This window comes from Streptomyces sp. ML-6, from assembly GCF_030116705.1.
GTDB lineage: Bacteria > Actinomycetota > Actinomycetes > Streptomycetales > Streptomycetaceae > Streptomyces.
The window spans coordinates 815838-841591 of the sequence record NZ_JAOTIK010000002.1; the positions used below are offsets into that span (position 1 = coordinate 815838).

General features: G+C 73.7%; 20 protein-coding genes. 6 read left to right on the top strand and 14 right to left on the bottom strand.

From position 1 onward, the window contains the following. Positions 1-151 precede the first annotated feature (151 nt). The 6 genes from OCT49_RS37300 to metF all read left to right on the top strand — a co-directional run bounded on the left by OCT49_RS37300 (position 152) and on the right by metF (position 8615). The gene (locus OCT49_RS37300) at positions 152-1906 is read left to right on the top strand and encodes an acyl-CoA dehydrogenase family protein (RefSeq protein WP_283856604.1); all 1755 of its coding nucleotides are present in this window, start codon (positions 152-154) and stop codon (positions 1904-1906) included. Positions 1907-2016: 110 nt separating this feature from the next. Continuing rightward, complete coding sequence (locus tag OCT49_RS37305; protein WP_283856774.1) at positions 2017-2847, top strand: 4'-phosphopantetheinyl transferase family protein; 831 nt, start codon at positions 2017-2019, stop codon at positions 2845-2847. 190 nt (positions 2848-3037) lie between these two features. Beyond that, a complete protein-coding gene (locus OCT49_RS37310; RefSeq protein ID WP_283856605.1) occupies positions 3038-3763 on the top strand; it encodes a response regulator transcription factor in 726 nt (241 codons plus the stop codon). 304 nt (positions 3764-4067) lie between these two features. Next, the gene (locus OCT49_RS37315) at positions 4068-6179 is read left to right on the top strand and encodes a condensation domain-containing protein (RefSeq protein WP_283856606.1); all 2112 of its coding nucleotides are present in this window, start codon (positions 4068-4070) and stop codon (positions 6177-6179) included. Positions 6180-6288: 109 nt separating this feature from the next. After that, the gene (gene metK, locus OCT49_RS37320; RefSeq protein WP_283856607.1) at positions 6289-7512 is read left to right on the top strand and encodes a methionine adenosyltransferase; all 1224 of its coding nucleotides are present in this window, start codon (positions 6289-6291) and stop codon (positions 7510-7512) included. 143 nt (positions 7513-7655) lie between these two features. Then, complete coding sequence (gene metF / locus OCT49_RS37325) at positions 7656-8615, top strand: methylenetetrahydrofolate reductase [NAD(P)H] (RefSeq protein ID WP_283856608.1); 960 nt, start codon at positions 7656-7658, stop codon at positions 8613-8615. A 198-nt stretch (positions 8616-8813) separates the two neighbouring features. Here the strand turns inward: metF and OCT49_RS37330 are convergent, their stop codons facing one another. The 14 genes from OCT49_RS37330 to OCT49_RS37395 all read right to left on the bottom strand — a co-directional run bounded on the left by OCT49_RS37330 (position 8814) and on the right by OCT49_RS37395 (position 25747). Then, positions 8814-10097: a peptidoglycan DD-metalloendopeptidase family protein gene (locus tag OCT49_RS37330; protein ID WP_283856609.1), complete on the bottom strand. Its 1284-nt coding sequence runs from the start codon at positions 10095-10097 to the stop codon at positions 8814-8816. Between the two features lie 383 nt (positions 10098-10480). After that, positions 10481-12154: an amino acid adenylation domain-containing protein gene (locus tag OCT49_RS37335; protein WP_283856610.1), complete on the bottom strand. Its 1674-nt coding sequence runs from the start codon at positions 12152-12154 to the stop codon at positions 10481-10483. After that, entirely contained in the window at positions 12151-13080 is a 930-nt protein-coding gene (kamE, locus tag OCT49_RS37340) for a lysine 5,6-aminomutase subunit beta (RefSeq protein WP_283856611.1), read from the bottom strand. The genes OCT49_RS37335 and kamE overlap by 4 nt, the downstream gene beginning before the upstream one ends. Next, positions 13077-14660 carry a lysine 5,6-aminomutase subunit alpha gene (gene kamD, locus OCT49_RS37345; RefSeq protein WP_283856612.1) on the bottom strand — a complete coding sequence of 528 codons (1584 nt, stop codon included), beginning with the start codon at positions 14658-14660 and terminating at the stop codon, positions 13077-13079. The genes kamE and kamD overlap by 4 nt, the downstream gene beginning before the upstream one ends. Next, positions 14657-15748 (bottom strand): L-erythro-3,5-diaminohexanoate dehydrogenase, encoded by a 1092-nt coding sequence (gene kdd / locus OCT49_RS37350; protein WP_283856613.1) that lies wholly within the window; start codon positions 15746-15748, stop codon positions 14657-14659. The genes kamD and kdd overlap by 4 nt, the downstream gene beginning before the upstream one ends. Next, a complete protein-coding gene (locus tag OCT49_RS37355) occupies positions 15745-17154 on the bottom strand; it encodes a KamA family radical SAM protein (protein WP_502963513.1) in 1410 nt (469 codons plus the stop codon). Before OCT49_RS37355 ends, kdd begins: the two co-directional genes overlap by 4 nt. Before the next feature lie 42 nt (positions 17155-17196). Further along, positions 17197-17886, bottom strand: a complete 690-nt coding sequence (locus OCT49_RS37360; protein ID WP_283856614.1) for a GNAT family N-acetyltransferase — start codon at positions 17884-17886, stop codon at positions 17197-17199. A 28-nt stretch (positions 17887-17914) separates the two neighbouring features. Beyond that, positions 17915-18943 carry a pyridoxal phosphate-dependent aminotransferase gene (locus OCT49_RS37365; protein WP_283856615.1) on the bottom strand — a complete coding sequence of 343 codons (1029 nt, stop codon included), beginning with the start codon at positions 18941-18943 and terminating at the stop codon, positions 17915-17917. Further along, entirely contained in the window at positions 18940-19311 is a 372-nt protein-coding gene (locus tag OCT49_RS37370; RefSeq protein WP_148838570.1) for a cupin domain-containing protein, read from the bottom strand. Before OCT49_RS37370 ends, OCT49_RS37365 begins: the two co-directional genes overlap by 4 nt. Positions 19312-19478: 167 nt before the next feature. Further along, positions 19479-20828 carry an ATP-grasp domain-containing protein gene (locus OCT49_RS37375; RefSeq protein ID WP_283856616.1) on the bottom strand — a complete coding sequence of 450 codons (1350 nt, stop codon included), beginning with the start codon at positions 20826-20828 and terminating at the stop codon, positions 19479-19481. Positions 20829-20954: 126 nt separating this feature from the next. Continuing rightward, positions 20955-21695, bottom strand: a complete 741-nt coding sequence (locus OCT49_RS37380; RefSeq protein WP_283856617.1) for a GNAT family N-acetyltransferase — start codon at positions 21693-21695, stop codon at positions 20955-20957. 77 nt (positions 21696-21772) lie between these two features. Beyond that, positions 21773-23194, bottom strand: coding sequence for an MFS transporter (locus tag OCT49_RS37385; RefSeq protein ID WP_283856618.1), 1422 nt, complete (start codon positions 23192-23194; stop codon positions 21773-21775). Continuing rightward, positions 23194-24264: a class I SAM-dependent methyltransferase gene (locus OCT49_RS37390; protein ID WP_283856619.1), complete on the bottom strand. Its 1071-nt coding sequence runs from the start codon at positions 24262-24264 to the stop codon at positions 23194-23196. The genes OCT49_RS37385 and OCT49_RS37390 overlap by 1 nt, the downstream gene beginning before the upstream one ends. Before the next feature lie 175 nt (positions 24265-24439). Beyond that, on the bottom strand, positions 24440-25747 hold the full coding sequence (locus OCT49_RS37395; protein WP_283856620.1) for a CurL C-terminal domain-containing protein: 1308 nt from the start codon (positions 25745-25747) through the stop codon (positions 24440-24442). Positions 25748-25754: the final 7 nt, after the last annotated feature.

The window sequence follows — 25754 nt, forward strand, 5'->3', positions numbered from 1 at the left end:
TGGTTCCGGACGGCTCGGCGGCCGTTCGGAAAATCGCGGACGACGAGTCGAGTTCCGCTCCAGCGCGGCGCGAGCCGCTGCCGTCAGGGTCGTGCGTACGGGCGCGATACCTGGCGCGCATCCTGCGACGACGGAGCTGACACCCGCTGCCATGACCATCACTGCCGAGACCATCGAGACCACGGATGCCGACCGCAGGCGGTGGGAGGCCGACGCGCGCACGCGCGCGACCCGGCTGGAGACGCTGCTCGGCGATCCCTACGACCCCGCCAACCCGCACGGGCTGCGCGCGCTGTTCGCCGCCGACGCCCGGCACATTCCGCCCGCCGACACGGAGGACCTGCTCGCCGGGACGGGACTGGGCGCCGAGTTCGTACCCGTCGAGCACGGCGGCCGGCTCACCCGGGCCGACCTGCTCGCACGCGTCCTGCGCCCGGTCTTCCGCCGTGACGTCGCCCTCGGCTTCGGCTCCGGGATTATCTCGCTGTTCGCCTCCGGCGCCGTCTGGGCGGCCGGCACCCCCGAACAGCGGCGCCGCGTCGCCGACCTGCTGCTCGGCGGCGGCCGGGCCACGATCCTCCACCACGAACTGGCCCACTCCAACGCGATCCTGCGCCACGAGTTCACCGCCCGCACCATCCCCGGCGGATACCGGCTGGACGGCCGCAAGGACGTGATCATCAACGCCGCGCGGGCCGATGCCCAGGTCGTCTACGCCCGCACCGACCCGGCCCGCGGACCGCACAGCCACTCCGTGCTGCTCCTGGACCGCGGCCGGCACGAGGGCACCGCCGTACGGCACCTGCCGCGCGTCCCCACCTCCGGCATGCGCGGGGCCCTCTTCTCCGGACTGGAGTTCGCCGGGCACACCGTCCCCGACGACGCCCGCGTCGGCGAAACCGGGGACGGCGTCCCCCTCGCCCTGCGCACCTTCCAGGTCAACCGCAGCCTCATCTGCGGCGTCGTCACCGCAGCCGCGGACACCGTTCTGCACTCCGCCGTACGGGCCGCGACCACCGGACGCAGCACCATCGCACGCCGCTGGCACAAACCACTGACCGGGGTCTTCGCCGACCTGCTGGCCTGCGACAGCATGGCCACCGTCGTCCTGCGCGCACTGAGCCTGCTGCCCGCCCGGGCCCACGTCTTCGCCGCGGCCGTCAAGTACGTGGTGCCCGACCTGCTGCGCGAGAACCTGGAGGAACTCTCCACCGTCCTGGGCGCCCGCGGCTACGAGCACCACAACCCGGAGTACGGCGCACTCGACAAGCTCGTACGGGACCTGCCGGTCGCCGGGCTCGGCCACGCCGGAACCGCCTCCTGCCAGGCCGTCATCGTCCCGCAACTGCGCGGCCTCGCCGAACGCTCCTGGTTCGCGGAGGAGGAACCGCCGCCCGAACTGTTCCGCCGGGGCGCCGAGTTGCCCGCCCTGGACTACCGGGCGCTGGGCATCGCGGGCGGTGGCGACTTCATGGCCGCCTCCCTCGTCGGCTCCGCCGCCCGCCTCGCCGCGTCCCGCGGCCTCGGCGGCCAGATCGCCGCCCTCGCCGAGCTGGCCGAGGGCTTCGTCACCGAACTGCGGGCGCTGCGCGAGGAATGCCGCCGGCTCCCCGCGTACGGCACCACGGCACTCGCCGACCCCGCCGTCTGCGTACTCAGCGACCGCTACAGCCTCATCGTCGCCGCCGCCGCGGTGCTCGGCGTGTGGGAGGGCCAGGACGGCCTGGACCCGTTCCTCGCCGACCCGGCCTGGGCGGTACTCGCCCTGTCCCGCCTCGGCGAACGCCTCGGCATGCCCGTGCCCGACCTGCCCGACGGCTGTCCGGCACAGGTACTGGACGAACTGGTCCGCCGATACCGCACGGGCCGCAGCTGCGACCTGGACGCCATCGCCCTGGCCCGGTGAACGGGCAGGCACCGACGGAGCAACGAGCAGGGGAGGAAAGACCGTTGACGCGGAGAGAGCCGATGACAGGGATACCGGGCGCGGGCGACGTGAGGGCCATCGAACAGCCGATGCCCCCGCCACCGACCGAGGAACGCATCACCGAGCCGATCCACGTCAGCGGCCCCGACGGACCGTGGGACCTGGTACGGGAGGGAATGGACCTGCGCGGCAACGCCGTGATCCACACAACCTGGGGGGAGTGGCTCACCGGAGCCCTCGCCGACCCCTCGCTGCGCCCGCTGCTCGGCCGGGACTGGCAGCGCTACCGGCGCACCACCGACCCCACGATCCGTTTCCGCTTCGTCGCCTCCCGGCTGGCCACCAAGTTCACGGCCGCCGCCGCGCTGGGCACCGGACCCGCCGAACTCGACCTCGCGTACAAGATCGGCGGACGGCCCTATCTGCGGGGCCTCGACCAGATCGACGTGAGCCTCACCCACACCGACGACCTGATCGCCGTCGGCATCAGCCGCAGCGGCCGGATCGGGGTCGACGCCGAACCCGCCGACCGGCACATGTCGTTCGAACTCCTCCAGAGCCACGTCTGCACCCCCACCGAGCGCGCGGCCCTCGCCGAACTGTCCGAGACGGAACGCACGGCGGAGCTGCTGCGGCTGTGGACCCTGAAGGAGGCGTACACCAAGGCACTCGGCCAGGGACTGCGGCTCGGCTTCACCGAGTTCGGCTTCGGCATCGGCGAGGGCGGGCTGCTCGCCCCCGACGGCACACCGGCCGCGCGCGGCGAATGGGCGTTCACGACCCGTCGCGTGCTGGGTCGCTACCTGGTCAGCGTGGCCTGCCACGACGCCGGACTGGACACCTCGCGCGACACGGCGGCCCGCACCATGCTCGACGAGGGGTTCATGGGGGCCGTCGCGGGACTCCTCGACCCCGACTGACACCGTGGGGCCGGTTACCGGAAATTTCCTTTAACTGGTAACCGGGCCGTTCCCGGTCCCTCCGTCGCGGGCGGGCCCACAGGGCCGTTCGCGGATCCGTCCAGGGCGGCTGGAGAAATCCGGCCCCGCCCCCGTACCCGGCTAGCGTGCCGGGGAACGGTTGCGGATACGGAGAACGAGGAGGCTGGTCGTGGGAGAAAGGGACCTCTCGGCACTCGCGGCCCGCCGCGCCACCCTGCGCGTACTGCCCGGCGGTGCACCACCCGCCGCGCCGCACGCGGCCGGAGCGACCACGACGGTACGGGTGTACGTGCTGGGCACCGACGCCCTGGCCCGCGGCGGCATCAGGGCACTGCTCGACGGCAGGCCCGCCATCCACGTCGTGGGCGACGGCGAGCCGGGGCAGACCTGCCCCGACGACATCGCCACCGCCGGCCCGGACGTCGTCCTCGCGCACGGCACCCCGAACCCCGGAACGCTTCCGCCGGACTGCCGGCTGCTCACCATCGGCGGCCCGGAACCGGCAGCGGTCCCCGGCCCGGCGCACAGCCGGCTGCCCGGCACCGTCACCGCCGCCCAGCTCGCCTCCGCCGTCGTGCTGACCGCCGCCGGGTACACCGTCGCGGCCCGGTCCGACGGGCCGTCACCCGCGACCGCCCCCGGGACCGGGCCCGCCGCCCCGGTCATCTCCGACGTCGGCCCCGAACAGCTCACCGACCGCGAGCGGCAGGTGCTGGGCCTGCTCGCCCACGGTCTGACCAACACGGAGATCGCCGGCTCGCTGACGCTCTCCGAGCACACGGTCAAGACGCACGTGCAGAACCTGCTCGGCAAGTTGCGCCTGCGCAACCGGGTCCAGGCAGTGGTCTACGCGTTCGAGGCCGGACTGCGCCGACCGCTCAGCCCGTCCCCCTGACCGGCTCTACCCGCACCGTCCGAATCCGCACCACCGAACCACCGGACTTGCACCACCGAACGCAGAACCCGCTTCACCGAAGCACCGCAACGCCGCAACACCGAGTCCGCTCCACCGAACACCGTGCCGATGGCCGGAGATCCCGGCCCATCGCCGTGTCAGCGCCGTATCAGGTCCGTATGGGCGGGCCTCGCATACTCGTTCCGTGCTCGCAGAGAGGGGAGGGAGGGGGGGTGCGCGCCCCGAACACATCATGACCGCCAACCATTTCTCACCGATGTCGCAGGTCTCTCCGGATGGACCGATGACCGTGGTCGTCGACCCCGGGGAACCCCCCTATGACGCTCCGCCGTTCCTGGAACTCCGCGGCCCCCTGGACACCCGGAGCCTGGAGGCCGCACTGGACCGGCTCGCCGCCCGCCGGCCGGACGGCCCGGCCTGGCAGCACCGGCTCCGGCCCCACGGCCCCGGCCTGCACACCCTGAGACTCACCATGGGCGCCCCCGGGGAGTTCCCGGCCGGACTGCTGGCCGACCTGCTCACGGACCCGCCCCTGACGGGCCGCTGCGTGCGCACGGCCGGGGCGAGCCCGCTCCAGCTCGAACTGCTCGCCGACGCCGACGCGCACCCGGGCACCGGGCGCCACGTCGAGCAGCTCGCCTGGGACTGGCACGGCCCGCTCGACCCGGAACGCTTCACCGCCGCCTGGCAGTCCCTCTTCGACCGGGAGAGCGTGCTGCGCTCCGCCTTCGACGACGGCCCCGAACCACGGATCGTGGTGCACGACCGGGTCCGGGCCGAAGTGGTACGGCTGCCGCACAGCACCGAGGACTGGGCGTCGGTGGTCGAGTACGACCGGCGACGCGGCCTCGACCCGCGCCGCCCCGGACCGCTGCGCGTGACCGTGCTGGGCGGCGGCCCCGTCGTGTCGGTCACCGCCCCGCCCACCCGGGTGCTGCTCACCTACCACCACGCGCTGCTCGACGACTGGAGCGCACGCCTGCTGCTGCGGGAGTTCTACCGCGCCTACCTGGCCGACGGCGTCCTGCCCGGCGGGGAACGCCGCCCCGACATGGGCGACTACACGCAGTGGCTCGCCCGCCAGGACATCGGCCCCGCACGGGAGTTCTGGACGGACGCCGCACCCCCGCCCGATGCCGCGCACTCCCCGCTCCCCGCCACCTCCGACACACCTGCTTCCGACTTTCACGGCACGGGCACCGGAACCGGGCGCACCCGGCTGCGCCTGACCGCCGCCCGGACGGCACGGCTCGGCGCCTGGGCGGCCGGTTGGGGCAGTACCGAGAGCGGCGCGCTCCAGGCCGTGTGGGCGCTGCTGCTGTACCGGGCCACCGGTTCGGCCGACCCGCGGCCGGTCCGCTTCAGCGTGACCGTGTCCGGCCGCGGAATCCCGTTCGACTCGGTGGAACGCCTGCCGGGCTCGCTGCGCAACCCGCTGCCGATGTCCGTCGTCGTCGACCCGGGGGCGAGCGTGCCCGGGCTGCTCGCCCTGCTGCGCGACCGGGCGCTGGACATGGCGGCGTACGAGTGGGCCTCGGCGGGCCGCATCCGCGGCTGGACCGGAACCCCGGACCGGCCGACCGGACCGGAGGGCAGCCTCGTCGCCTTCGACGGCCGGCCCCGGAACACGGACGACCTCGCCCCCGAACTCGCCGCCCGGGGAATCCGGGTGGGCCCCCCGGAGACGCTCGGCGCCCGCACGGCCTTCCCTCTCACGCTCGCCGCCCACCACGACGAAGCGGGCGGACTCGTCATGACCGTCACCTACGACCGCGACCGACTGGCCGGTATCGGCGGCGTCCTGGCACACGCCGCGTATCTGCTGGACGAACTCCCCAGGGTCGCAGGAGAGTTCACCACCGTCGCCGAGGTGCTGGAACTCCTGTCCGCAGCGGACGCGGACGCGAGCACGGACACGGGGGCGGAAGCCCGCCCGGCCACGGACGACGGAGCCGAATCCGAAGCGGGGGACAGCACCGAAGTCGGGCCCGGGACCGGGGCCGGCACCGGCCCCGGTGGGGCGTCCGCGATCATCACCCTGCGGCCGTCCCGGAAACCCGGCGCCGGTACCGTCTGCCTCGTCCCGGCACACAGCACCCCGCGCTTCCGTCACGACCTGCTCGCCCGCTCCTACCGGGGCCCCGAGGCCCTCGTGCTGCTGGGCACCCCGCCGGACGACGCGCGGGCCGGGTACGACGCGCTGCGACCGCTGATCGACGCGGGCGGCCCCCTGGTGCTCGGCGGCTTCACCGGCTGCGGAGTCGCCGCGTACGGGATCACCCGGCTGATCGCGGAGAACGGCGGCCGACCGCCGCTGATCGTGCTCACCGGCACCGCGACCTCCGCCGCAGACCTCGCCCGACTGCTCGAATCCGCCGCCGAACGCGCCGGATGACGAATCCGCCGGACGCCCGCCGGACGGTCCCCGGGCCGTCCGGCCCGCCGACGACCGACCGTTCGACGGACCTCGAACCGTTCAACGGACCTCACACCTCTGGAGAGCCATGTCCCGCCGCCTGTTCACCTCGGAGTCCGTCACCGAGGGCCACCCCGACAAGATCGCCGACCAGATCAGCGACACCATCCTCGACGCACTGCTCCGTGAGGACCCCCGGTCCCGCGTCGCCGTCGAGACGCTGATCACCACCGGCCAGGTGCACGTCGCGGGCGAGGTCACGACCAAGGCCTACGCCGACATCCCGGCCCTCGTGCGCGACAAGGTCCTCGAAATCGGCTACGACTCCTCCGGCAAGGGCTTCGACGGTGCCTCCTGCGGCGTCTCGGTGTCCATCGGCGCGCAGTCGCCCGACATCGCGCAGGGCGTCGACACCGCCTACGAGCAGCGCCTCCAGGGCTCCGCCGCAGGTGGGGAGGGGGACGAGCTCGACCAGCAGGGCGCCGGTGACCAAGGGCTGATGTTCGGCTACGCCACGGACGAGACCCCGTCCCTGATGCCCCTGCCGATCGACCTGGCCCACCGCCTCTCGCGCCGACTCTCCGAGGTCCGCAAGAACGGGACCGTCCCGTACCTGCGCCCCGACGGCAAGACCCAGGTCACCATCGAGTACGTGGGCAGCCGCCCCGTCCGTCTCGACACCGTCGTCATCTCCTCGCAGCACGCCTCCGACATCGACCTCGACACCCTGCTGACCCCGGACGTCCGCCGGCACGTCGTCGAGCACGTGCTGTCCGAACTCGCCGACAGCGGCATCAAGCTGGAGACCGAGGGATATCGGCTGCTGGTGAACCCGACCGGGCGTTTCGAGATCGGCGGCCCGATGGGCGACGCCGGTCTGACCGGCCGGAAGATCATCATCGACACCTACGGCGGCATGGCCCGGCACGGCGGCGGCGCCTTCTCCGGCAAGGACCCGTCGAAGGTGGACCGCTCGGCGGCGTACGCGATGCGCTGGGTCGCCAAGAACGTCGTCGCGGCCGGCCTCGCCGCCCGCTGCGAGGTCCAGGTCGCGTACGCGATCGGCAAGGCCGAGCCGGTCGGCCTGTTCGTCGAGACCTTCGGCACCGGCACCGTGGCCCAGGACCGCATCGAGCACGCCATCGGCGAGGTCTTCGACCTGCGCCCGGCCGCGATCATCCGCGACCTCGACCTGCTGCGCCCGATCTACTCCCCGACCGCGGCGTACGGCCACTTCGGCCGCGAGCTGCCCGACTTCACCTGGGAGCGCACCGACCGCGCCCAGCGGCTGAAGGCCGCGGCCGGTCTCTGACCGGTCGGGCCACTCCGTCCCCCGCATCCCAGGGAGTACGTCCATGGCCTCGTTGCCGACCCCTTCTGCCCCGAACAGTCCACCGACGCCATCGTCATCCACCACCCCGAAGCGAGATACTTCAACGCGGGAGGCCGTAGGCCATGACCACACTGCCCGAACTCCTGGCGAGCGGTACGCCCTCGTTCTCCTTCGAGTTCTTCCCGCCGAGGACGGCGGCCGGCACCCGCACGCTGTGGGAGGCGATCCGCCGGATCGAGGCCCTGGCCCCGACGTTCGTCTCGGTCACCTACGGTGCGGGCGGCACGTCCCGGGACCGCACCGTCGAGGTCACCAAGCGCATCGCCGCCGAGACCACACTGCGGCCGGTCGCGCACCTGACGGCGGTCGGCCACTCCACCGCCGAACTGCGCCACATCATCGGCCAGTACGCGGACGCGGGCGTGCGCGACGTGCTCGCCCTGCGCGGCGACCCGCCGGGCGACGACCCCTCCGCCCCCTGGACCCCGCATCCGGAGGGCTTCACCCACGCCCATGAACTCGTCTCGCTGGTACGCCGGTCGGGCGACTTCAGCGTGGGTGTGGCGGCCTTCCCCGAACGGCACCCGCGCTCGGCGGACTGGGCGGACGACATCCGGCACTTCCTCGCCAAGTGCCGCGCGGGCGCCGACTACGCCATCACCCAGATGTTCTTCCGGGTCGAGGACTACCTGCGCCTGCGCGACCGGGTCGCCGCCGCGGGCTGCGACACACCGATCATTCCCGAGATCATGCCGGCGACCGACGTACGCCAGATCGGCCGCTTCGCCGAACTCAGCAACGCCACCTTCCCCGACGACCTCGCCCGGCGCCTGGACGCCGCCCGCGACAATCCGGCCGACGGCCACCGCATCGGTGTCGAGTACGCCACCGCCATGGCCGACCGCCTGCTCGCCGAAGGCGCTCCAGGGCTGCACTACATCACGCTCAACCGGTCCACCGCGACGCTGGAGATCCACCGGAACCTCCAGCACACCCACCTTGCCCGTACTGCCCGGAGTACTCAGGGCACTCAGGGAATTCGGGGCACAAGGAGTGCACAGGCCCTCGCAGCCGCCCGCTGACTTCCCGGCCTTCAAGGTCGCCCGCCTCCACCCCGACGCCTTCGGGGGCGAGGCCGAGGGCCGTACAAGCCCGACCACCACCGCTCCTGATCCCGCCCACCGACGACCACCGGCTACGGACACGAGTACGGCCATCGCTCCGCGGAGCGGTGGCCGTACTCGTCGGTACAGGACACCACGAACGGGTCAAAGGGCGGATCAGAACACGTGCTTGAACGTGCCCCAGCCGTGTCCGATCTTCACGGGGCTGCTCAGCCCGGTGCCGTTGTGCGGGTAGTACAGGAGGTTCCCCGACGCGTCCACGCCCAGTACGTCGGCCCTGTCGTCCCCACTGAAATCGGAGGCGAACACGTGCTTGAACGTGCCCCAGCCGTGTCCGATCTTCACGGGGCTGCTCAGCCCGGCACCATTGTGCGCGTAGTACAGCAGGTTCCCCGACGCGTCCACGCCCAGTACGTCGGCCCTGCCATCGCCGCTCCAGTCGGCGGCCATGACCTGCTTGAAGGCTCCCCAACCCGGCCCGATCTTCACCGGGTTGCTGAGGCCGGTGCCGTTGTGCGGGTAGTACAGCAGGTTCCCCGACCCGTCGACGCCCAGTACGTCGGCCTTGCCGTCGCCGCTCCAGTCGGCGGCCATGACGTGCTTGAACGTGCCCCAGCCCTGCCCGATCTGCGTGGGGGCGGTGAGCTTGTAGCTGTTGTTGGGGTAGTACAGGAGCCTCCCCGACCCGTCGATGCCGAGCACGTCCGCGGCACCGTCGCCGCTCCAGTCGGCGGCCATGACGTGCTTGAACGTGCCCCAGCCGTTTCCGATCTTCACGGGGTTGCTGAGGCCGGTGCCGTTGTGCGGGTAGTACAGCAGGTTCCCCGAGGAGTTGACGCCCAGTACGTCGGACTTGCCGTCGCCGCTGAAGTCGGACACCCGCTCACCGTCGGGCCAGAGCGTCTGCAGGCCGTTCCGGCTCACCGGTGCGTAGCCGGTGGGGTAATGGGTGCCGGTCTCCACCGAGTTGGGTATCTCGCGGCTGAGCTGGCTGTTGCAGTGGACGATGTTCCAGTGCAGGTGCGGACCGGTCGCGTTGCCGGTGGCCCCGGACGTGCCGATCCGCTGGCCCTGCGCCACTCTCTGCCCGGCGTCGACGATCGTGGAATTGAGGTGGGCGTACTGGCTGCACCGATTGTTGCCGTGGTCGATCAGCGCCATGATGCCCCCGCCGGTCGACCATCCCTCGAAGTAGACGGTGCCGGCCGCGGAAGCGACGATCGGAGTTCCGGTGGGCATGGCGAAGTCGACGGCATGGCGGTTGTAGTCGTCGTTGTGCGAATAACCGCTGCCCGGCGTCTGTGTGATCGTGTACGCCGATCCGGCGGGATAGGGGAGTTTGAACGGGGCGCCGGGGGCCGCGTGCGCGGACCCGAGCGGAACCGTGACCCCCAGGCAGGCGAGGAACATGGTCAGAGCGACGGCGATGCCGCGGCGCATGAGCGCCTCCTTTGCGGAATTACGGGCATGAGGAGCTTCCGGGGCAACCCGGGCCGCACCGCGAGGAATTGGAGTGGCCGCCCGATTGGCGAGCGACCGTAGCAGCGGGAATTGTGCTTGTCGAGTAGGCCGTCGAAATGGTGCCGTCGGTATTGATCCGTGCCGGATTGTTATTCCGGACCGGTAATGCGTAAGGCGTAATTGTCAAGTTCCGCGGCTGGCATGTAGAGGACATGGGGGCGTTCTCGTTCACCGGAACTCATGAGGTGATCCGGTGGGACACCGAGCCGGGCCGGGCGTCACCCGGAGCGGTGGTCGGCCCCGGCGAACCGGATCGGACGCCGGGGCCGGATCCGTCAGCGGCTCAGGCCCCGGATTCCCCGTTACGCGGCCAGTGCCGCCCGGTCCAGCTTGCCGTTGGGCGTCACCGGCAGCCGGTCCAGATGGCACACCCGCTGGGGCACCATGTGCGCGGGCAGGCGCGCGGCCAGTGCGGACCGTACCGCGCTCGCCGGGACGGCCGTCCGCTCCGCCACGATGTACGCGGTGAGCGACTGGTCACCGTGCCGGGTCTCCGTCACCAGACAGGCCGCGCCCGACACCCCCGGCACCGCGCGCAGCGCCGACTCGACCTCGCCCAGCTCGATGCGGAAACCGCGCAGCTTCACCTGGCCGTCCTGCCGGCCCGCGTAGTGCAGCAGCCCGTCCTCGTCGGCCACGGCCCAGTCCCCGCTGCGGTAGTGGCGGCCGGAACCGTCGCCCGCGTCGACGAAGCGCTGCTCCGTCAACTCCGGCCTTCCCAGGTACCCGTGGGCGACCCCGCTGCCGGCGACCCACATCTCGCCGCGCCCGCCCGGCGGCACGGGCCGGCCTTCGGCGTCGCGCAACGCGACCGACAGATGCGGCAGTGGACGCCCGATCGGGGTGCGGCCGGGCCCCGCGCCCGCCAGGACGGCCGGGGTGAGCGGACAGTACGTGACATGGACCGTGGTCTCGGTGATCCCGTACATGTTGACCAGCTCGGCGTCCGGGGCGATCCCGGAGTCCCACCAGCGCCGCACGTCGGCGGGCACCAGCGCCTCCCCGCCGAGGACGACCCGGCGCAGCGCGGGCAGCCGGGCCTTCTCGGCGGCGGCCTCGACGACCAGGTTGCCGAAGGCGGAGGGCACCTGGTTGAGGACGGTGACGCCCCGGTCCGCGAGCAGCCGGGCGAACTCGGCGGGCTCCGTGGCGGTCTCGCGGTCGACGACGACGGCGTGCCCGCCGTACAGCAGCGGACCCCACAGCTCCCAGACGCTGAAGTCGAAACTCGGCGAGTGGAACAGCGTCCACACATCGTCCGGGCCCGTGCCCAGCAGCGGCACGGCCGCGTCCAGCAGGGCCAGCACCTGGCCGTGCCCGACCACGCAGCCCTTGGGGGCGCCGGTGGAGCCGGAGGTGTGGATGACGTACGCGGTGTCCTCGGGCACCCTCGGCCCGGCCGGCGCCGTGCCCGTGCCCGCACCGGCCACGGCACGGGTCGCCAGGACGAACGGGCCGGCCTTGGCGATCGGCGTCTCGTCCGCCAGCAGACCGCTGTCGGACAGGACCATTTCGACCGCGCCGTCCTCCAGCAGGTACTCCTGCCGGGCCACCGGATAACCGGGGTCGACGGGCAGGTACGCGGCACCGGAACGCAGGATGCCGAGGACCGCCCCCGGGGCGTACCGGGTGCGGGCGGCGCGCAGCGCGACCAGCCGGCCGGGCCCGGTGCGGCCCTCCAGGCGCTGCGCGACGGCGTCGGCGAGCCACTCCAGTTCGAGGTAGCTCAGCTCGCCCTCGGCGTCGGACACGGCGGTGCGGGCGGCATGGCGGGCGGCCACCGCGGTGAACCGGGTGTCGAGGCGATCGGCGGACTCCGCCGGGCGGGCCGGGGGCCGGCCGATGGCGTCCAGCAGGGTGCCGACGTCATCGGCGAGCCGGTCCAGTCCGGGCAGCCCGCCCGGACCGTTCTCGGGGCGGGTGTTCATGGGACCTCCCAGGTGGGCGGGGGAGACGGGCGGTGGGGTGTCGCTCATCCGACGTCCTCCAGAACGGCTGCGGACACGGCGGGGGCGGCGGCGGGCACCAGGGCGTGCACCAGATAGCTGGCGACGTCGCCCGGCGTGGTGCCGCGGCCGAAGATCCGGTCCGCGCCCAGCGTCGCCGCGGCGGCCGGGTCGAAGCGGGGGCCGCCCACCACGAGCAGGGGACGTTCGTGTTCGGCGAACGAGGCCCGCAGTTCGGCGCTCAGCTCCCGGACGTTGGTGAGATGGGCGTCCCGCTGGGTGACGGCCTGCGAGACCAGGACGGCGTCGGCGCGCTCGGACCCGGCCCGGCGCACCAGCTCCCCGACCGGGACCTGCGCGCCCAGGTTCAGGACCCGCATCTGCCGGTAGTACTCCAGCCCCTTCTCGCCGGCGAAACCCTTGATGTTGAGGATCGCGTCGATCCCCACGGTGTGCGCGTCCGTGCCGATGCAGGCGCCCAGCACCACGAGTCTGCGGCCGAGCCGGTCCCGTACCGCCGCGTCGGCCTCCTTGGCGGACAGCAGCGGGTAGTCGCGCTCGGCCACCACGACCCGGTCGAGGTCCACGGTGTGGGCGACGGCCCCGTACACCACGAAGAAGCTGAAGTCGGTGCCGCCGACCGCCTTGCTGTGCACGACCAGGGGGCGCTCCATGCCCATGCGACGGGCCAGTTGGAGCGCGGCGCCCTCGGCACGCGGGCCGTGCGGCAGGGGCAGGGTGAAGGACAGCTGCACCATGCCGTCGTCGGTGGTGTCGCCGTAGGGGCGGATGATGGTGTCGGCCTTCGGAGTGCTCTCCGGACCGCCCCCCGGGCCGTTCGAGGGGCCGCCGTACAGGCTCTCGTACAGGTCCTCGGGCAGGTTTTTGGGCAGGTTTTTGGGCGGGCCGGGCCGGTTCTCGGGGCGGGGCCCGGGGGCCCACGGGTCGGTGTTCATCGGGCCTCGGTTCCTTCCAGGAGGTCGGTGGCCGGATTGCGGTAGCCGGGTGCGCGGCGCACGACGCCGTCCGCGCCCCGCCCGCCGTCCGCGGGGCGCCGCATCCCGCCGAACGTGCCGTGCCCGATGGCGTCCAGCAGGCCCCGGTCGCAGATCTGCTCCAGCAGACCGACCGCCTCGTCGAGCACGTGATGGGCGCGCCGGGCGATGAAACCGCCGGGGGCGGGGCGGAAGTCCTCGGCCAGCGAACCCGCCGAGCCCAGGACGTAACGGACGTTCTGCAACGCCAGGTCGCGGTCGGACAGGAACGGGGTGACGACGGCCTCGGTCATCATCCCGACCAGCAGGATGCTCTGCCCGGTCAGCGCCCCCGCCAGGTTGAAGAAGCCGTTGAGGAGGTAGCCGCGGAAGACGTCACCGGTCATGTGCCGGGTCGGCGGCATCCACTTCAGCGGCGCGTCGGGGAACAGCTCACGGGCCAGCATCGCGTGCGCCAGCTCCAGCCGGAACGAGTCCGGCCGGTCCGGGTCGATCTCGAAGGCGTGCCCGAGGCCGAGCTGCCCGTCCGGCAGGCCCGCCTCCTTCGCGAAGTACTCGTTCAGCAGCTGACTGGCCGTCACCGTGTGGGCGGCGTCCACCGCGTCGGCGGTCGTCAGGTAGTTGTCCTCGCCGGTGTTGATGAGGATGCCCGCGCGGGCGTGCAACTGCCGGGAGAAACGCTGGTCGACGAAGGTGCGCACCGGGTTGATGTCGCGGAAGAGGATGCCGTACATCGAGTCGTTGAGCATCATGTCGAGGCGTTCGAGACCGGCCAGCGCCGCGATCTCCGGCATGCACAACCCGGACGCGTAGTTGGTGAGCCGTACGTAGCGCCCGAGTTCGGCGGACACCTCGTCCAGCGCGGCCCGCATCAGCCGGAAGTTCTCCCGGGTGGCGTAGGTGCCGGCGTAGCCCTCCCGGGTCGCGCCCTGCGGCACGTAGTCCAGCAGCGACTGGCCCGTGGAACGGATCACCGCGATCACGTCCGCGCCACCGCGCGCCGCCGCGCGGGCCTGCCGGATGTCCTCGTGGATGTCGCCGGTCGCCACGATCAGATAGATCCAGGGCGCGGGCGGATCGCCCAACTCGCCCACCATGCGGTCCCGTTCGGCGCGCCGGGCATCGATGGCGGCCAGGCCGCGGGCGACCGCGCGGTGCGCCCCGGCGGCGGCCTCCTTGGCGTCTGCGCCCTCGGGGAGGCGGAACGGCACGGTGCGGGCGGCGGCGTGCGCCGCCAGGTCGGTGAGGTCGCGGTACGGTCCGGTGCGCAGTGCGTCCCAGACCGGCAGGCAGACGCCGTGCTCCAGGCCGACGGAATCGGCCACGGCGTCGACGAGGCGGTTCACCCAGGGGATGCCCTCGGGGTCGGCGCCGTCGAGCCCGGCCAGCCGCAGCGTGGCCCGTTCGACGGACACGGTGGTGTGGGAGCGGGCGAGGTCGACGACGGGGCGTCCGGCGCGGACGGCCAGGGCTCGGGCCCGTGCGACGACGTCCGGGTCGAGGTCCAGCTTGCCGTGGACGGGCGGCGCGGGGGCGGTCACCGGACCGCTCCGTTCCCCAGGGCCCCGACGTTCGCAGTCGTACGGGCCGCCGTTCCCGGTACCCGGTCGAACAGGGCACGCACCCCCGGCTCCTCGCGCACCAGGCCGAGGGCCAGGTCGCTGTGGCCGGGCTGGTACCCGTTGCCGATCAGCATCGTGACGTCACGGCCCAGCCCCTCGGCCCCGAGCGCGGCCGTGCTGAACGACGTCGCCATCGAGAAGAACGCCACCGTGCCGCCGTCCCGGGTGGCCAGGATCGCCGCGTGCTCGCACCCCGCCACGTCCGTGCACACCACCGTCACGTCGGCCGGGCCGCCCCGGCCGTCGAGCAGGGCGTGCAGGGCGACGGCGTCCCTCGCGTCCGCCCGCACCACCTCGTCCGCGAGACCGGCCGCGGTCAGGGCCGCCTCCTCGGCGGCGTCCGGCACCACCCCGACGACCCGGCCGGCCCCGGCGCGGCGGGCGGCGGCGAGCGACAGGGAACCCGACTTGCCACTGGCCCCCAGCACCAGCACCGAGGGAGCGGCGGCACCGCCCCGCGCGTACGAGGCGACCAGCCGCCCGGTCAGCGCCGGGGCACCGCACACGTCCAGGACGGACAGGGCCAGCTCGTCCGGCAGGTCGTCCGGCAGGACCGCGGCGACGGAGCGGCCGAACAGGATGGCGTGCCCGCGCGCCGGGACCCGTTCGCCGCGGCCGTCCCAGTCGCGCAGCCCGTCCGTGATCTCCAGCGGGGTCAGGGTCAGCGACACCAGGGTCGCCACCCGGTCGCCGGGCCGCAGCCCCAGCGGGGATTCGGGCCCCACCTCGGCGACGGTGCCGATCAGCATGCCGCCCGACCCGGTCACCGGGTTGTGCATCTTGCCCCGGTCGCGCACCAGCGCGCACGCTGCCGCCCGCACCGCGTCGCCGTCCCCGCCGTGCGCCTCGCGCAACTGCCGGAAGGACGCCGCGTCCAGGTTCAGACAGGTGACGTCGATGCGCACCTCGTCGGGGGCCGGGCGCGGATCGGTGTCGAGCCGGAGGGCGGCCTGCGGCAGCACCCCCCGCGGCTCGCGCACCCGGTGCAGCCCCAGCGCGGTGCTCACGACACCCCGCCGATCAGCGCCTGCGCACTCGTCCACCACGCCCGCCCCTGCCGGGGCAGGGTGTGCACCGGGTCGTAGTAGTGGTGCACCCGGTCGAGCGCCGCCGGGTCGTCGTGGTCGACGGTCGTGCGGTAGTTCTTCGTCCAGGACGATATGCCGCGCTCCCGGTCGTAGCCGTCCGCCTGGTCCACCCACCGTTTGCCGACGTACGGCACGTCGCAGACCAGCCGCGGGGTCGCGAACCCGGGCAGGTACCCCATGAGCGAACGCTGGAGCTCCTGGGCGCGGGCGAGCGGCAGCCGCCAGTGCTCGGCACCGGGGACCATGTCGCAGAGGTAGAAGTAGTAGGGCATGACACCGGCGGTGTCCAGCAGGGCGAAGCACAGGTCGAGCAGCGACTCGGTCGTGCCGTTGACCCCGTCGAGCAGCACCCCCTGGTTGCGGATGTCGCGCAGGCCCGCGTCGAGCAGGGCCCGGGACGCGCGGGCGACCAGCGGGGTGACCTGCTGGGCGGCGTTGGCGTGGGTGTGCAGTGCCAGCGACACCTCGCGGGCCCGGGCGGTCGCGGACAGCTCCGCGACCCCGTCGAGGACCTGCGGGGCGAGCCAGTGCTGCGGCAGCCCGACCAGGCCCTTGCTGGCGAGCCGGATGTCCCGCACCGAGTCGATCTCCAGGAGCCGGCCGACGAACGAGGCGAGCCGCGGCCAGGGCACATTGGCCACGTCGCCGCCCGAGACGACGACGTCGCGCACCGTCGGGGTGGCCCGCAGGTACTCGATCATGCGGTCCAGCCGGTCGGCGGGGCGCAGCACGAAGCGGTACTTGGTGACCTGCGGCGTGGACGTCCCGACGAGGTCCATCCGGGTGCAGTGCCCGCAGTACTGCGGGCAGGTGCTCACCAGCTCGGCGAGGACCTTGGTCGGATACCGGTGGGTCAGTCCCTCCACCGCCCACATCTCCGCCTCGTGCAGCGAGTCGCGGGAGGCGAGCGGGTGGCTCGGCCACAACGGGTGCCGGTCGGAGGCGACCGGCAGCATGTAGCGGCGCACCGGGTCCTCGTACCAGGCGGCCGTCTCCACCCCGGTGTGCGGGGCGATCGTGTTCAGGACGTGCGGCGGCAGCAGGACCGGCATCGTCGCGTGGGCGCGCTGGTCGGCCTCGACGTCGTCGTAGAACGCGTCGTCGAGGCCGGGGCCCGCCACCGCGCGCAGCTCCCCGGCCCCCTTGACGCAGTGCGCGCGCTGCCACTGGGGGTCGCACCACTCCCGCTCGGTGACGTCGCGCCACCCGGGGAAGCGGCGCCAGTCCGGTTCCACCGCCTCGTGACGGCGGTACGTGTAGGGCTGGGGGAGGGGCTCGGCGGCCATGTCCGCGGGGGCCGCCTCGGCACGGAGTGAACGGGACACCTTGTTCCTCGGAATTCCTCTGGCGGACCGGCGGACAGCCGGTCAGCGGGTGAGCCGGTAGACGAACAGACCTTCCGCATCGCGCTCGGGCAGCAGCTCGAAGCCCGCGCGTTCCATGACGCGCTGCGAGGCGACGTTGTCCTCGGTGGTCGTGGCGACGACCGTGTCGACCTTGTCCTGCCGCAGCGACCAGGCGGCGAGTTCGCGCAGCGCCTCGGTGGCGTAACCCCGGCCCCTGGCCTCGCCGTCGAGGTCGAAGCCGATCTCCGCGGAGCCGTCGGACGGCGGGCCGTGGAAGCCCATCGCGCCGACCACCCGGGCGTCCTGCGTGCGCAGCAGCAGGTACATGCCCCAGCCGGGCACGTGCACCCCGGCACCGGCGGCCCGCGTCAGCATCTTCGCCGCGATCCGGGTCTCCGCGCTGGGCGCGCCGCCCAGCCATTCGAGCCCGGCGGTGCCGCCCTCGGTGATCTGCCCGGCCTCCTCGGGCAGCACCTCGCGCATCCACAGCCGCGGGGTGACCAGCAGCTGCACGGCGGGCCGGGCGGCGTCCTCGGCGACGGCCCGGCGCACCGGGGCGGGCCGGCCGTCCTTCCACAGCTCGGCGATCCGGTCCAGACAGGCCTGCTCGCCACCGGTCCAGCCGGTGGCCTGCCAGCCTTCGGGCAGACCGGTGCCGCTCGGCCACAGGGCGTACTGCTGCCGGTCGTTGACGATGACTGCGTGGGTCACAAGTTCTCCTGAGGGGGGTTACGGCCCGTCAGCGGACGGGGTCGATCAGATCGAGGGCGTCCATCAACCGCACCAGGTCCTTGGCGGGGCCGAGGGACACCCGCAGATGTCCGGCGAAACCGAAACGTCCGGCATCGCGGACGAGGATGTCATGATCCTGCGCCAACAACCGTTCGGCGGCGGCCGGGTCGGAGACGGCGACGGCCACGAAGTTCGTGGCCGAAGGCAGCGATCGTCGCCCCCTGCGCGTCAACTCGCTGCGGAACCAGGCGCGTTGCAGCGCGTTCTGGCGGCGCACCTCGTCCAGGTGGTCGCGGTCCGCGAGCGCGGCGACGGCGGCGGCCTGGGCGACGGCGTTGGCACTGAACGGCATGGTGCCCTGCACCTCGTGCAGCCGGGCGACGAGTTCCGCACTGCCCACCGCGTAGCCGAGCCGCAGCGCGGCCAGCCCGTACGCCTTGGAGAACGTACGCAGCGACAGCAACGGGGCACCGCTGCCCAGGTAGTCACGCAGCTGCGGGGTGCCGGCCGGGGCGAACTCCAGGTACGCCTCGTCGACCACCAGGGGAGTGCCGGTGACGGCCGCCCGCTCGACCAGCAGATCCATGCGGCCCCGGTCCAGGACGGCCCCGGAGGGGTTGTGCGGGTGACAGAGGTAGACGATGCCCGCGCGCTCCATCGCGGCGGCGACGGCGTCCGCGTCCACCTGGACGCCGTCCAGCGGGATCTCCTCGCAGCCGCGCCCCACGGCGGTCAGGCAGACGCGGTAGCCGGGGAAGGTGCCGGCGGTGGTGACGCCGGGGCGGTCGCGGTCGCCGAGTGCGAGCGCGGACAGCAGCACCAGCTCGTCGCTGCCGTTGGCGACGGCGATCTGGTGCTCCCCGACGCCGAGCCGTGCGGCGACGGCCTGCGCGGGTGCGGAGCGGGCCGGGTCGGGGTAGACGGCCGTCGGGTCGAGGGCCTCCCGCGCGGCCAGCAGGGCCAGCGGGCTGGCGCCGTGGGCGTTCTCGCTCAGGTGCAGCCGGGCCGGGCCCGTACGCGGAGCGGCGATCGTCATGCGGAGTCCCCCAGCAGGATGCCGAAGCAGTAACTGCCGGGCTCCGCCTCCAGGGTGAGGAAGCGGTGCTCCGCCCCGGCCGGGACGTGCAGCAGCGCCGGGGACGACAGCTGTTGGGTCTCGCCGTCGACGGTCACCTCGATGCGGGCGCCGCCGGGGTTGGGCGAGACGAGGAAGTAGATCTCGGCGACCTCGTGCCGGTGCGGGTCGGCCACGGGGCGGCCCACCAGATGGTCGATCGGCCCGCCCGCGAGCTGGACCGGCACCCCGCCGAACATGTCGGCGGTGAGGTAGAAGGGGGCGGGGTCGTGGTGACCGGCCACCGGCAGGAACTGCGGTACGTCGGTACGGATCTCAGCGGTTGCCACGGAGGGCACTCCCCTTCCGGCTGCTACGGTCCTGTGGAGGGGGACCAGCGTCCTCGACCCGACTAGAGCGCCGGTGGAGCACCCGCCCGGACGACGGGGGCGCCCCGCGCCACGAGGGCACGGGCCAGGGGGAGTTCACCCCGGGGGCGCGTACGGTCCGGGGCCGCTCACCACACGGGGACGGGCCGGGCCGTCGCCCCGGTCCGCCGCCCGGCCGGGACCACGGCGGCCACGGGGACGGCGGCGGCCGTCCCGGCGGACCCGGTCACCACGCGGTGGGTCCCGTCCGGGGCCGCCACCGTGAACGACAGGACCGACAGCACCCGCTCGATCACCTGGAGCATGGTCTCGTGGTCCGCCACCGAGCCCTCCACCCAGGCGAGTTCCCCGGTCTGCACACCGGAGGCCAGCCGGGAGCCGGGCGAGTGCGGGACGACGACGTTCTCCACGCCCTCCACGGCGAGCGCCTCGCGCAGCCCGCGCACCCCCACGTAGGTGCCGCCGCCGGGCGGCGCGGGCACCGCCCGGGCGAACACCACCCGCCGGTCACCGGCCCGCACGTCCGACACGTCCTCGCCGAGCGCCACCCGCCCGGCCAGTGTGATCGCGTCGAAGTCGCCGGACAGACGCGCGAGTTGGGGCTGGAAACCACCGAGCCTCCCGTTCACCTCGATGATCCTCGGGCCGTCGGCGGTCAGCTTCAGCTCGGTGTGGGTGATGCCCGTGGTGATGTCCAGGGCGTGCAGGGCGGCGGTCACCACCTCCAGGGCCGCCGCGCGCTCCGCCTCCGCCAGCGGCGCCGGACGCAGATGGCCGACCTCCCGGAACGGCGGCTCCAGCGGGAACTTCCCGGTCACCGCCCAGTGCGAGACCCGGCCGTCGGTCACCGCCGACTCCACGGAGATGTGGTCGCCGTACGGGCCGCAGTCCCGCCCGCGCAGATACTCCTCCAGCACCAGGGAGTTCTCCCTGCCCGGACCCGACAGGAGCCGTTCCACCAGAGCCGTGCCCCGTTCGGCGTCCACGATCAGATGGGTGCTGCGGCTGCCCTCGCCGCACAGCGGCTTGAGCACGGCCGGCAGCCCGACGGCCGCGAGCGCCCCCGCCCAGTCCTCCGGCCGGCGCACCGCGAACGAACGCACCGAGTCGGCGCCCCGCTCCCGCAGCCGGCGGCGCTGCGCGTACTTGTTCCGCAGCAGCTCCACCGTGGCCGGCGAGTGGTAGGGCAGGCCGAGCCGTTCGGCGATCTCGGCGGTGACCGAAAGCCGGGACTCGCTGAAGGTCACGATGGCGTCGGGGGAGTGCGCGGCGAGCCGCCGCGCCGATGCGTCGTGGTCCGTGGCGTCCAGCCGTACGACGGTGGTCAGTTCCTCGGCCAGCGGGGCCAGTTCGTCGGTGTGGTCGCCGGGCCACAGGGCCAGCAACGGCTCGCCCAGCGGGGACAGGCCGTCGACGATGTCGAGGAGGGAGGCGGACCCCCGGTCCAGGACGACGGCGATGACGGGACGCTCAGACATGGATCAGTCCTTCGGGCAGGGCACGGCAGGGCACGGCAGGGCACGGTATGACAGGGCGGGGCGTGGCATGGGCACGGCATGGCATGGACGCGGATCGGGCCGGGTCGGATCGGCCCGGGCAGGCACTCAGGCGGCGGACTGGTCGGACTCCTCGGCGTAGCGCACTCCGGAGAGCACGCTCGCCACCGGAACGCCGGGAACGGCGGTCACGTTCCGGGCGGCGGCCGGGGCCGTCGCGCCGAACAGGGGCAGCGCGGCGGTGGTACCGGTCACCTCGGCCCCGATGGAGCGGTGGGCCTCCCAGCGCTCCCGGGAGAGCCGGAACCGGTCGCTGACCACCTGCTCGCCGCGGACCGCGTTGATCTGGCTGCCGTCGCGCTCGAAGCCGAACTTGGCGCACACGCCCTGCGAGGCGTCGTTGCCGCGACGGACGACGGAGAACGCCTGTTCGGCGCCCAGCCCGGTGAAGGCCAGCTCCAGGGCGGCCGCACGGGCATGGCCGCCGAGCCCCTCGCCCTGCCGGTCCAGCGCCAGCCACGAGGTCAGCAGCACCTCCCGGGTGACGCCGAAGTCCCGCGCGCCCAGGCTCTGCGAGCCGATCACCTCGCCGTCGGCCACGACGACCAGGTACAGCGTCCAGTCCTCGGGGGTCCAGGTGGCCATGGCGTGCCAGTGGCGCTGGAGGACGCGGCGGGCGACCTGCTCGGGGGTGCCGTCCGTCCACTGGGAGAAGAACGGCATGAAGCCGGGGGCGTGGACGCCCTCGACGGCCCGGGTCGCGAGCGCGTCGAGATCCTCGGGGGTGGGCCAGCGCAGCTCGATGCGCGATGTGCGCACGCCGATGCGGGCGAGCGGCCAGTTGTCCATGGTGTACGGCACCTCGGTACGTCGTAGGGAGTGAAGGGGGAAGAGGGGGGCGGGACGCGGTCGGGCCGGGGCGTGCGCTACACGGCGGCCGTGACGGGTTCGGCGGCGGCCTTCTCCGACGGTGCTTCCGGCGCGGAGGTCCCGGTTCCTTCCGGTGTGACGATCCCGGTTCCTTCCGGTGCGGCGGTCCTGGCTTCTTCCGGTGCGGCGGTTCCGGCTTCTTCCGGTGCCGCGCTCTCCTCCGGCTTCGGCAGGTCCGCACCGGGCCCCAGCGACGTGCGCAGCCGCACCGCCACGGCGACGACCGCCAGGCAGCCCGCGAGCAGCGTCACCATCAGGCCCAGCCCGTCGGCCCACGGCAGCAGGGCCCCGGCGAGCGCCGGCCCGGCCACCGAACCGGTCGAGACGGCCACCGAGAGCAGGGCGTTGACCCGGCCCCGTATGCGCTCGGTCGCCAGGTCGTTCAGCAGCGAGGTCACCACCGGGAAGACCAGCGCCTCGCCCACCGAGAGCAGCACCACCCCGGCCAGGGCCGGCCCGAGCGCGCTGCCGCCCCGTTGCAGGCCCGCGGCGAGCACCAGCGCCCAGGCCACGGTCCACACCGCGCCCGAGACGGCCAGCACCGTGCTGCGGCGGACGCGCTGGATGCGATCGGCCAGCAGCACCTGCGCGCCCACCGCGACCAGGATGTTGACCGCGAAGGCACCGGAGATGCCCTCGGGCCCGAGCGCCCCGCCCTGCGTCAGATAACCCGGCAGACCCGAACGGAACTGCCCGTACGAGACGAGCGAACAAACCGTCAGAGCAGCCAGCAGCACACCGATGTGACGTTGTGTCAGTACGTCCCGGTAGCCCACCCGGCGCTTCTCGCCGGAGTCGTCGCCGGCCCCGTCGCCCGCCTGGACGACCTTGGGCAGCAGCCAGAACAGCACCGCGCCGGCCAGCAGGAACGTCGCCCCGTCCGCCAGGTACAGCAGGGCGAACCGGACCGCGCGCGACCCCGCGTCCAGGGACGCCACCAGACCGCCGGCCAGCACGCCGAGCCCGGTCATCGCGTTGAACACCGCGTAGTCGGCGGAGTAGGCGAGTCCCCTCTCCCGGGCGGAGGGGGCCCCCGCGTACAGGAAGCGGAGCACCGTGCCCACGCCGCTGATCCCGAAGCCGTACACCAGCGCCGCGGCCAGCGCGGTGTACACACCGGTCGCCTGCGCGTACAGGGCCGTGCCGACCCCGGCCACCGCCATCACCACGGGCACCGTGGTGCGCGGCGGGAAGCGGTCGAGCAGCGAGCCCCACAGCAGCCCGCCGGCCACGGCCGTGGCCGCCTGCACGGCCAGTGTCACGGCGGGCACCCAGGAGGGCAGCCCGCGCACGTCGCTGAGGTAGATCCACAGGAACGGCAGCACCAGGCCGCCACCGAAGGAGTTGAGCGCGTTGACGCAGAGCACGACACGGGTGCGCGGGGAGAACTCCCGCAGCACCGCCAGGGGGTTGGCCATCACCGGGCCTCCAGCACGTACAGCCAGGAGTGCGGGGTGCCGAAGGGCACGATGCGGCGCGGGACCAGGCCGGCGCCGGCGAACAGCTCCTCGTACGTCTCCTTGGTGTGCAGCGGGACGCCCATGAGCGCGTGGGCCAGTTCGTAGCCGAGCGAGAAGACGGGCAGCGTCCGCGAGTTCTCCGAGTCGGGGCGCAGCATCGTGTCCGCGAGGACGAACGTGCGGGCCGCCGGGAACGCCTCGCGCAGCCGGGTGAAGGTGTGCGGGCGGGTCACGGGGTCCGCCAGCAGGTCGTGCAGCAGGAAGAAGCTCATCACCGTGTCGACCTCGGCGAGGGTGTCGCGGTGCGCGGCCCGGTGGCACACGTCCAGCACGTCCGTCCGGATCGCCCGGACCCGGTCGGCCAGGCCCGCCTCGGCGATCGTGCGGTGGCCCAGCTCGGTGGCCGGGCCGCTGATGTCCAGGCCGAGGCCCCGGGTGCCGGGACGCTCGCCGACCACCCGGGAGACCCGGGCGGAGATGCCGCTGCCCAGGTCGGCGAGGACGGAGAAGTCCACGTCGGCCAGGACCGAGTCGAGCGTCCCGGCCATGAAGGAGCGGTCGTTCTGGCCGGAGCCGAGCGCCACCATGGCCTCGTCGCGCAGCACGTCCGTGCCGAACGCTGCCTCGCCGGAGACGATGCGGTGGGCCTGCGCGAACACCTCGTCGTAACCGCCGACGCCCCAGGTGAAGTACCCGCGCATGCGGATGATCTCCTGGCCCGCGGTGGTCAGCAGCGCGGTGTCGCCGTCGTCCTGGAGCCGGACCCAGCCGCAGGTGGCGGCGGCCCGGACGACCTCGCGCAGCACCCGCTCGCGGACGGCGGGGCCGATCTCGGCGGCGAGGACGCGCAGGTCGATCAGGGGGTCGGTGGCCAGCCGGTCCCACACGCCCAGCCGGTCGAGCGCGTTGATGACGGTACCGGCCACGTAGCCGTTGAACGCCTGGTCCACCCCCATCGGGGCGGGGGCGGCGCCGGCCCAGTCGGCTGGGGTGGGCACCGCGGTGCTGAGGTCCTGGACGACGGTCATGGCGGAGTCCTTTCGAGTGTGCTGATGAGGGGTGCGTGGATGAGGGCGTGTGCGGTGGGGATGCGCTGATGGGGGCGGCCAGGGCGAGCGCTGCACGGGCGGGCGGAGGTCGGGGACGAGGTGCTGCTGCGGACGAGTGTCGGGGACGGGGGTCGAGGATGAGGGGAGCCGGGGCTCAGGCCGTTCGGGCCCCGGCCCCGGCGGCCGGGCGGAGCGGTGTCCCGGCGAACTCGGCCCATTCGGCGAGCAGTTCGTCCGCGGACGAGCCGCCCGCGACCGGGGCGTACACGGCGAGCGCCACCGCCCGGCCCCCGTCCGCCGGGGCGAGGACGCAGCGGACCAGCGGGACGTCCGCCGCGGCGAACGTCTCGTCCACGGCGGCGGCCCGCACCAGCGCCTCCGGTTCGGCGCCCGGGGCCGGGGCGAGGAGGCGTGCGGCGACCGGCCGGCGGGATTCGCGGGCGAACCACCGGCCGCCGTCCCGGGTGAAGACGGTGCGCAGGTTCGGGTGGCGGTCCAGGAGCGCGGCCAGCGCGGCGTCGGCGTCGGGGGCCCCGGGCACGGTGCCGGGCAGGACGGCCGTGGCGCACAGCGCGTGCTCGGCCGCGCTCCCCGAACGCACCAGGTCGTGGAAGAGCCAGCGCTGCTCGTGCGGGGTGAGCGGGCGCAGCCCGGGCGCGGGCGACGCGGCGGTGACGGAACCCGAGCGCCGGAAGGGGTACCCGGGCAGCCGCACCCGGCTCCCGCCCCGGCCGAGCGTGCAGTCCACGTCGAAGCCGTGCTCCCACAGCGCGGCGAAGAGCCGGGCGTACGAGGCGGGGTCGAGCGGGTCGAGCCCCAGCGCACCGGGGCCGTCGGCGCCGTCGCCCACCCGGACCACCAGCACCGCCTTCTCCGGGTCCTGCGGAATCGTCCCCTGCGGGACGTCCGCGCCCGTCGCCGCCGCCCGCAGGGCGTCCGGCAGGGACAGGTCGCCGCGCACGGCGGCGGCAGCGGCGGCGGCGGCCGGACCCCGGCCGACGACCGTCTCCGGACGCACCCCGTGGGCGGCCAGCCAGGACGCCGTGCCGTACAGCTCCGCCGCCGTGCGCACGGTCGCCGCCGGGGAAACGGACCCGGCGACCGCCGACGCCTCGACGACCTGCGGCAGCGCGGGGGTGCCGGGCAGCGCCGAACCGTCACCGAGGTCGAGCACCAGGGCGGGCACCAGGGCGGGCACCGGGGCCTCCCGGCGCGGGCGCGCCGCGGACTCCCGCAGGGCGTCCGCCAGTTCGGCGCCGGTCGTGCCGGTCACCGCGTGCCGGACGGCGAACCGCTCCCGTCCGCGCACGAGGGTGAGCGCCACGTCGTCCGGGTCCAGGGAGGGGTCCCCCGCCAGCCGGTCCGCCAGCCGCCCGGCCGCGTCCGCCGCGGCCCGCCCGTCCCGGGCGGACACGGCCAGGACGCGCGGTGCGCCGGGCCCTGCCAGAAACGTCGTCCCCATCGCGGAA

Coding starts and splice junctions, on each gene's coding strand:
- OCT49_RS37395 (WP_283856620.1), bottom strand. CDS start 25,747: ATGGGGACGACGTTTCTGGCAGGGCCCGGCGCACCGCGCGTCCTGGCC.
- OCT49_RS37365 (WP_283856615.1), bottom strand. CDS start 18,943: ATGACGATCGCCGCTCCGCGTACGGGCCCGGCCCGGCTGCACCTGAGC.
- metF (WP_283856608.1), top strand. CDS start 7,656: ATGACCACACTGCCCGAACTCCTGGCGAGCGGTACGCCCTCGTTCTCC.
- metK (WP_283856607.1), top strand. CDS start 6,289: ATGTCCCGCCGCCTGTTCACCTCGGAGTCCGTCACCGAGGGCCACCCC.
- OCT49_RS37390 (WP_283856619.1), bottom strand. CDS start 24,264: ATGACCGTCGTCCAGGACCTCAGCACCGCGGTGCCCACCCCAGCCGAC.
- kamE (WP_283856611.1), bottom strand. CDS start 13,080: ATGAACACCGACCCGTGGGCCCCCGGGCCCCGCCCCGAGAACCGGCCC.
- OCT49_RS37335 (WP_283856610.1), bottom strand. CDS start 12,154: ATGAGCGACACCCCACCGCCCGTCTCCCCCGCCCACCTGGGAGGTCCC.
- OCT49_RS37305 (WP_283856774.1), top strand. CDS start 2,017: ATGCCCCCGCCACCGACCGAGGAACGCATCACCGAGCCGATCCACGTC.
- OCT49_RS37385 (WP_283856618.1), bottom strand. CDS start 23,194: ATGGCCAACCCCCTGGCGGTGCTGCGGGAGTTCTCCCCGCGCACCCGT.
- OCT49_RS37315 (WP_283856606.1), top strand. CDS start 4,068: ATGACCGTGGTCGTCGACCCCGGGGAACCCCCCTATGACGCTCCGCCG.
- OCT49_RS37380 (WP_283856617.1), bottom strand. CDS start 21,695: ATGGACAACTGGCCGCTCGCCCGCATCGGCGTGCGCACATCGCGCATC.
- OCT49_RS37375 (WP_283856616.1), bottom strand. CDS start 20,828: ATGTCTGAGCGTCCCGTCATCGCCGTCGTCCTGGACCGGGGGTCCGCC.
- OCT49_RS37330 (WP_283856609.1), bottom strand. CDS start 10,097: ATGCGCCGCGGCATCGCCGTCGCTCTGACCATGTTCCTCGCCTGCCTG.
- OCT49_RS37300 (WP_283856604.1), top strand. CDS start 152: ATGACCATCACTGCCGAGACCATCGAGACCACGGATGCCGACCGCAGG.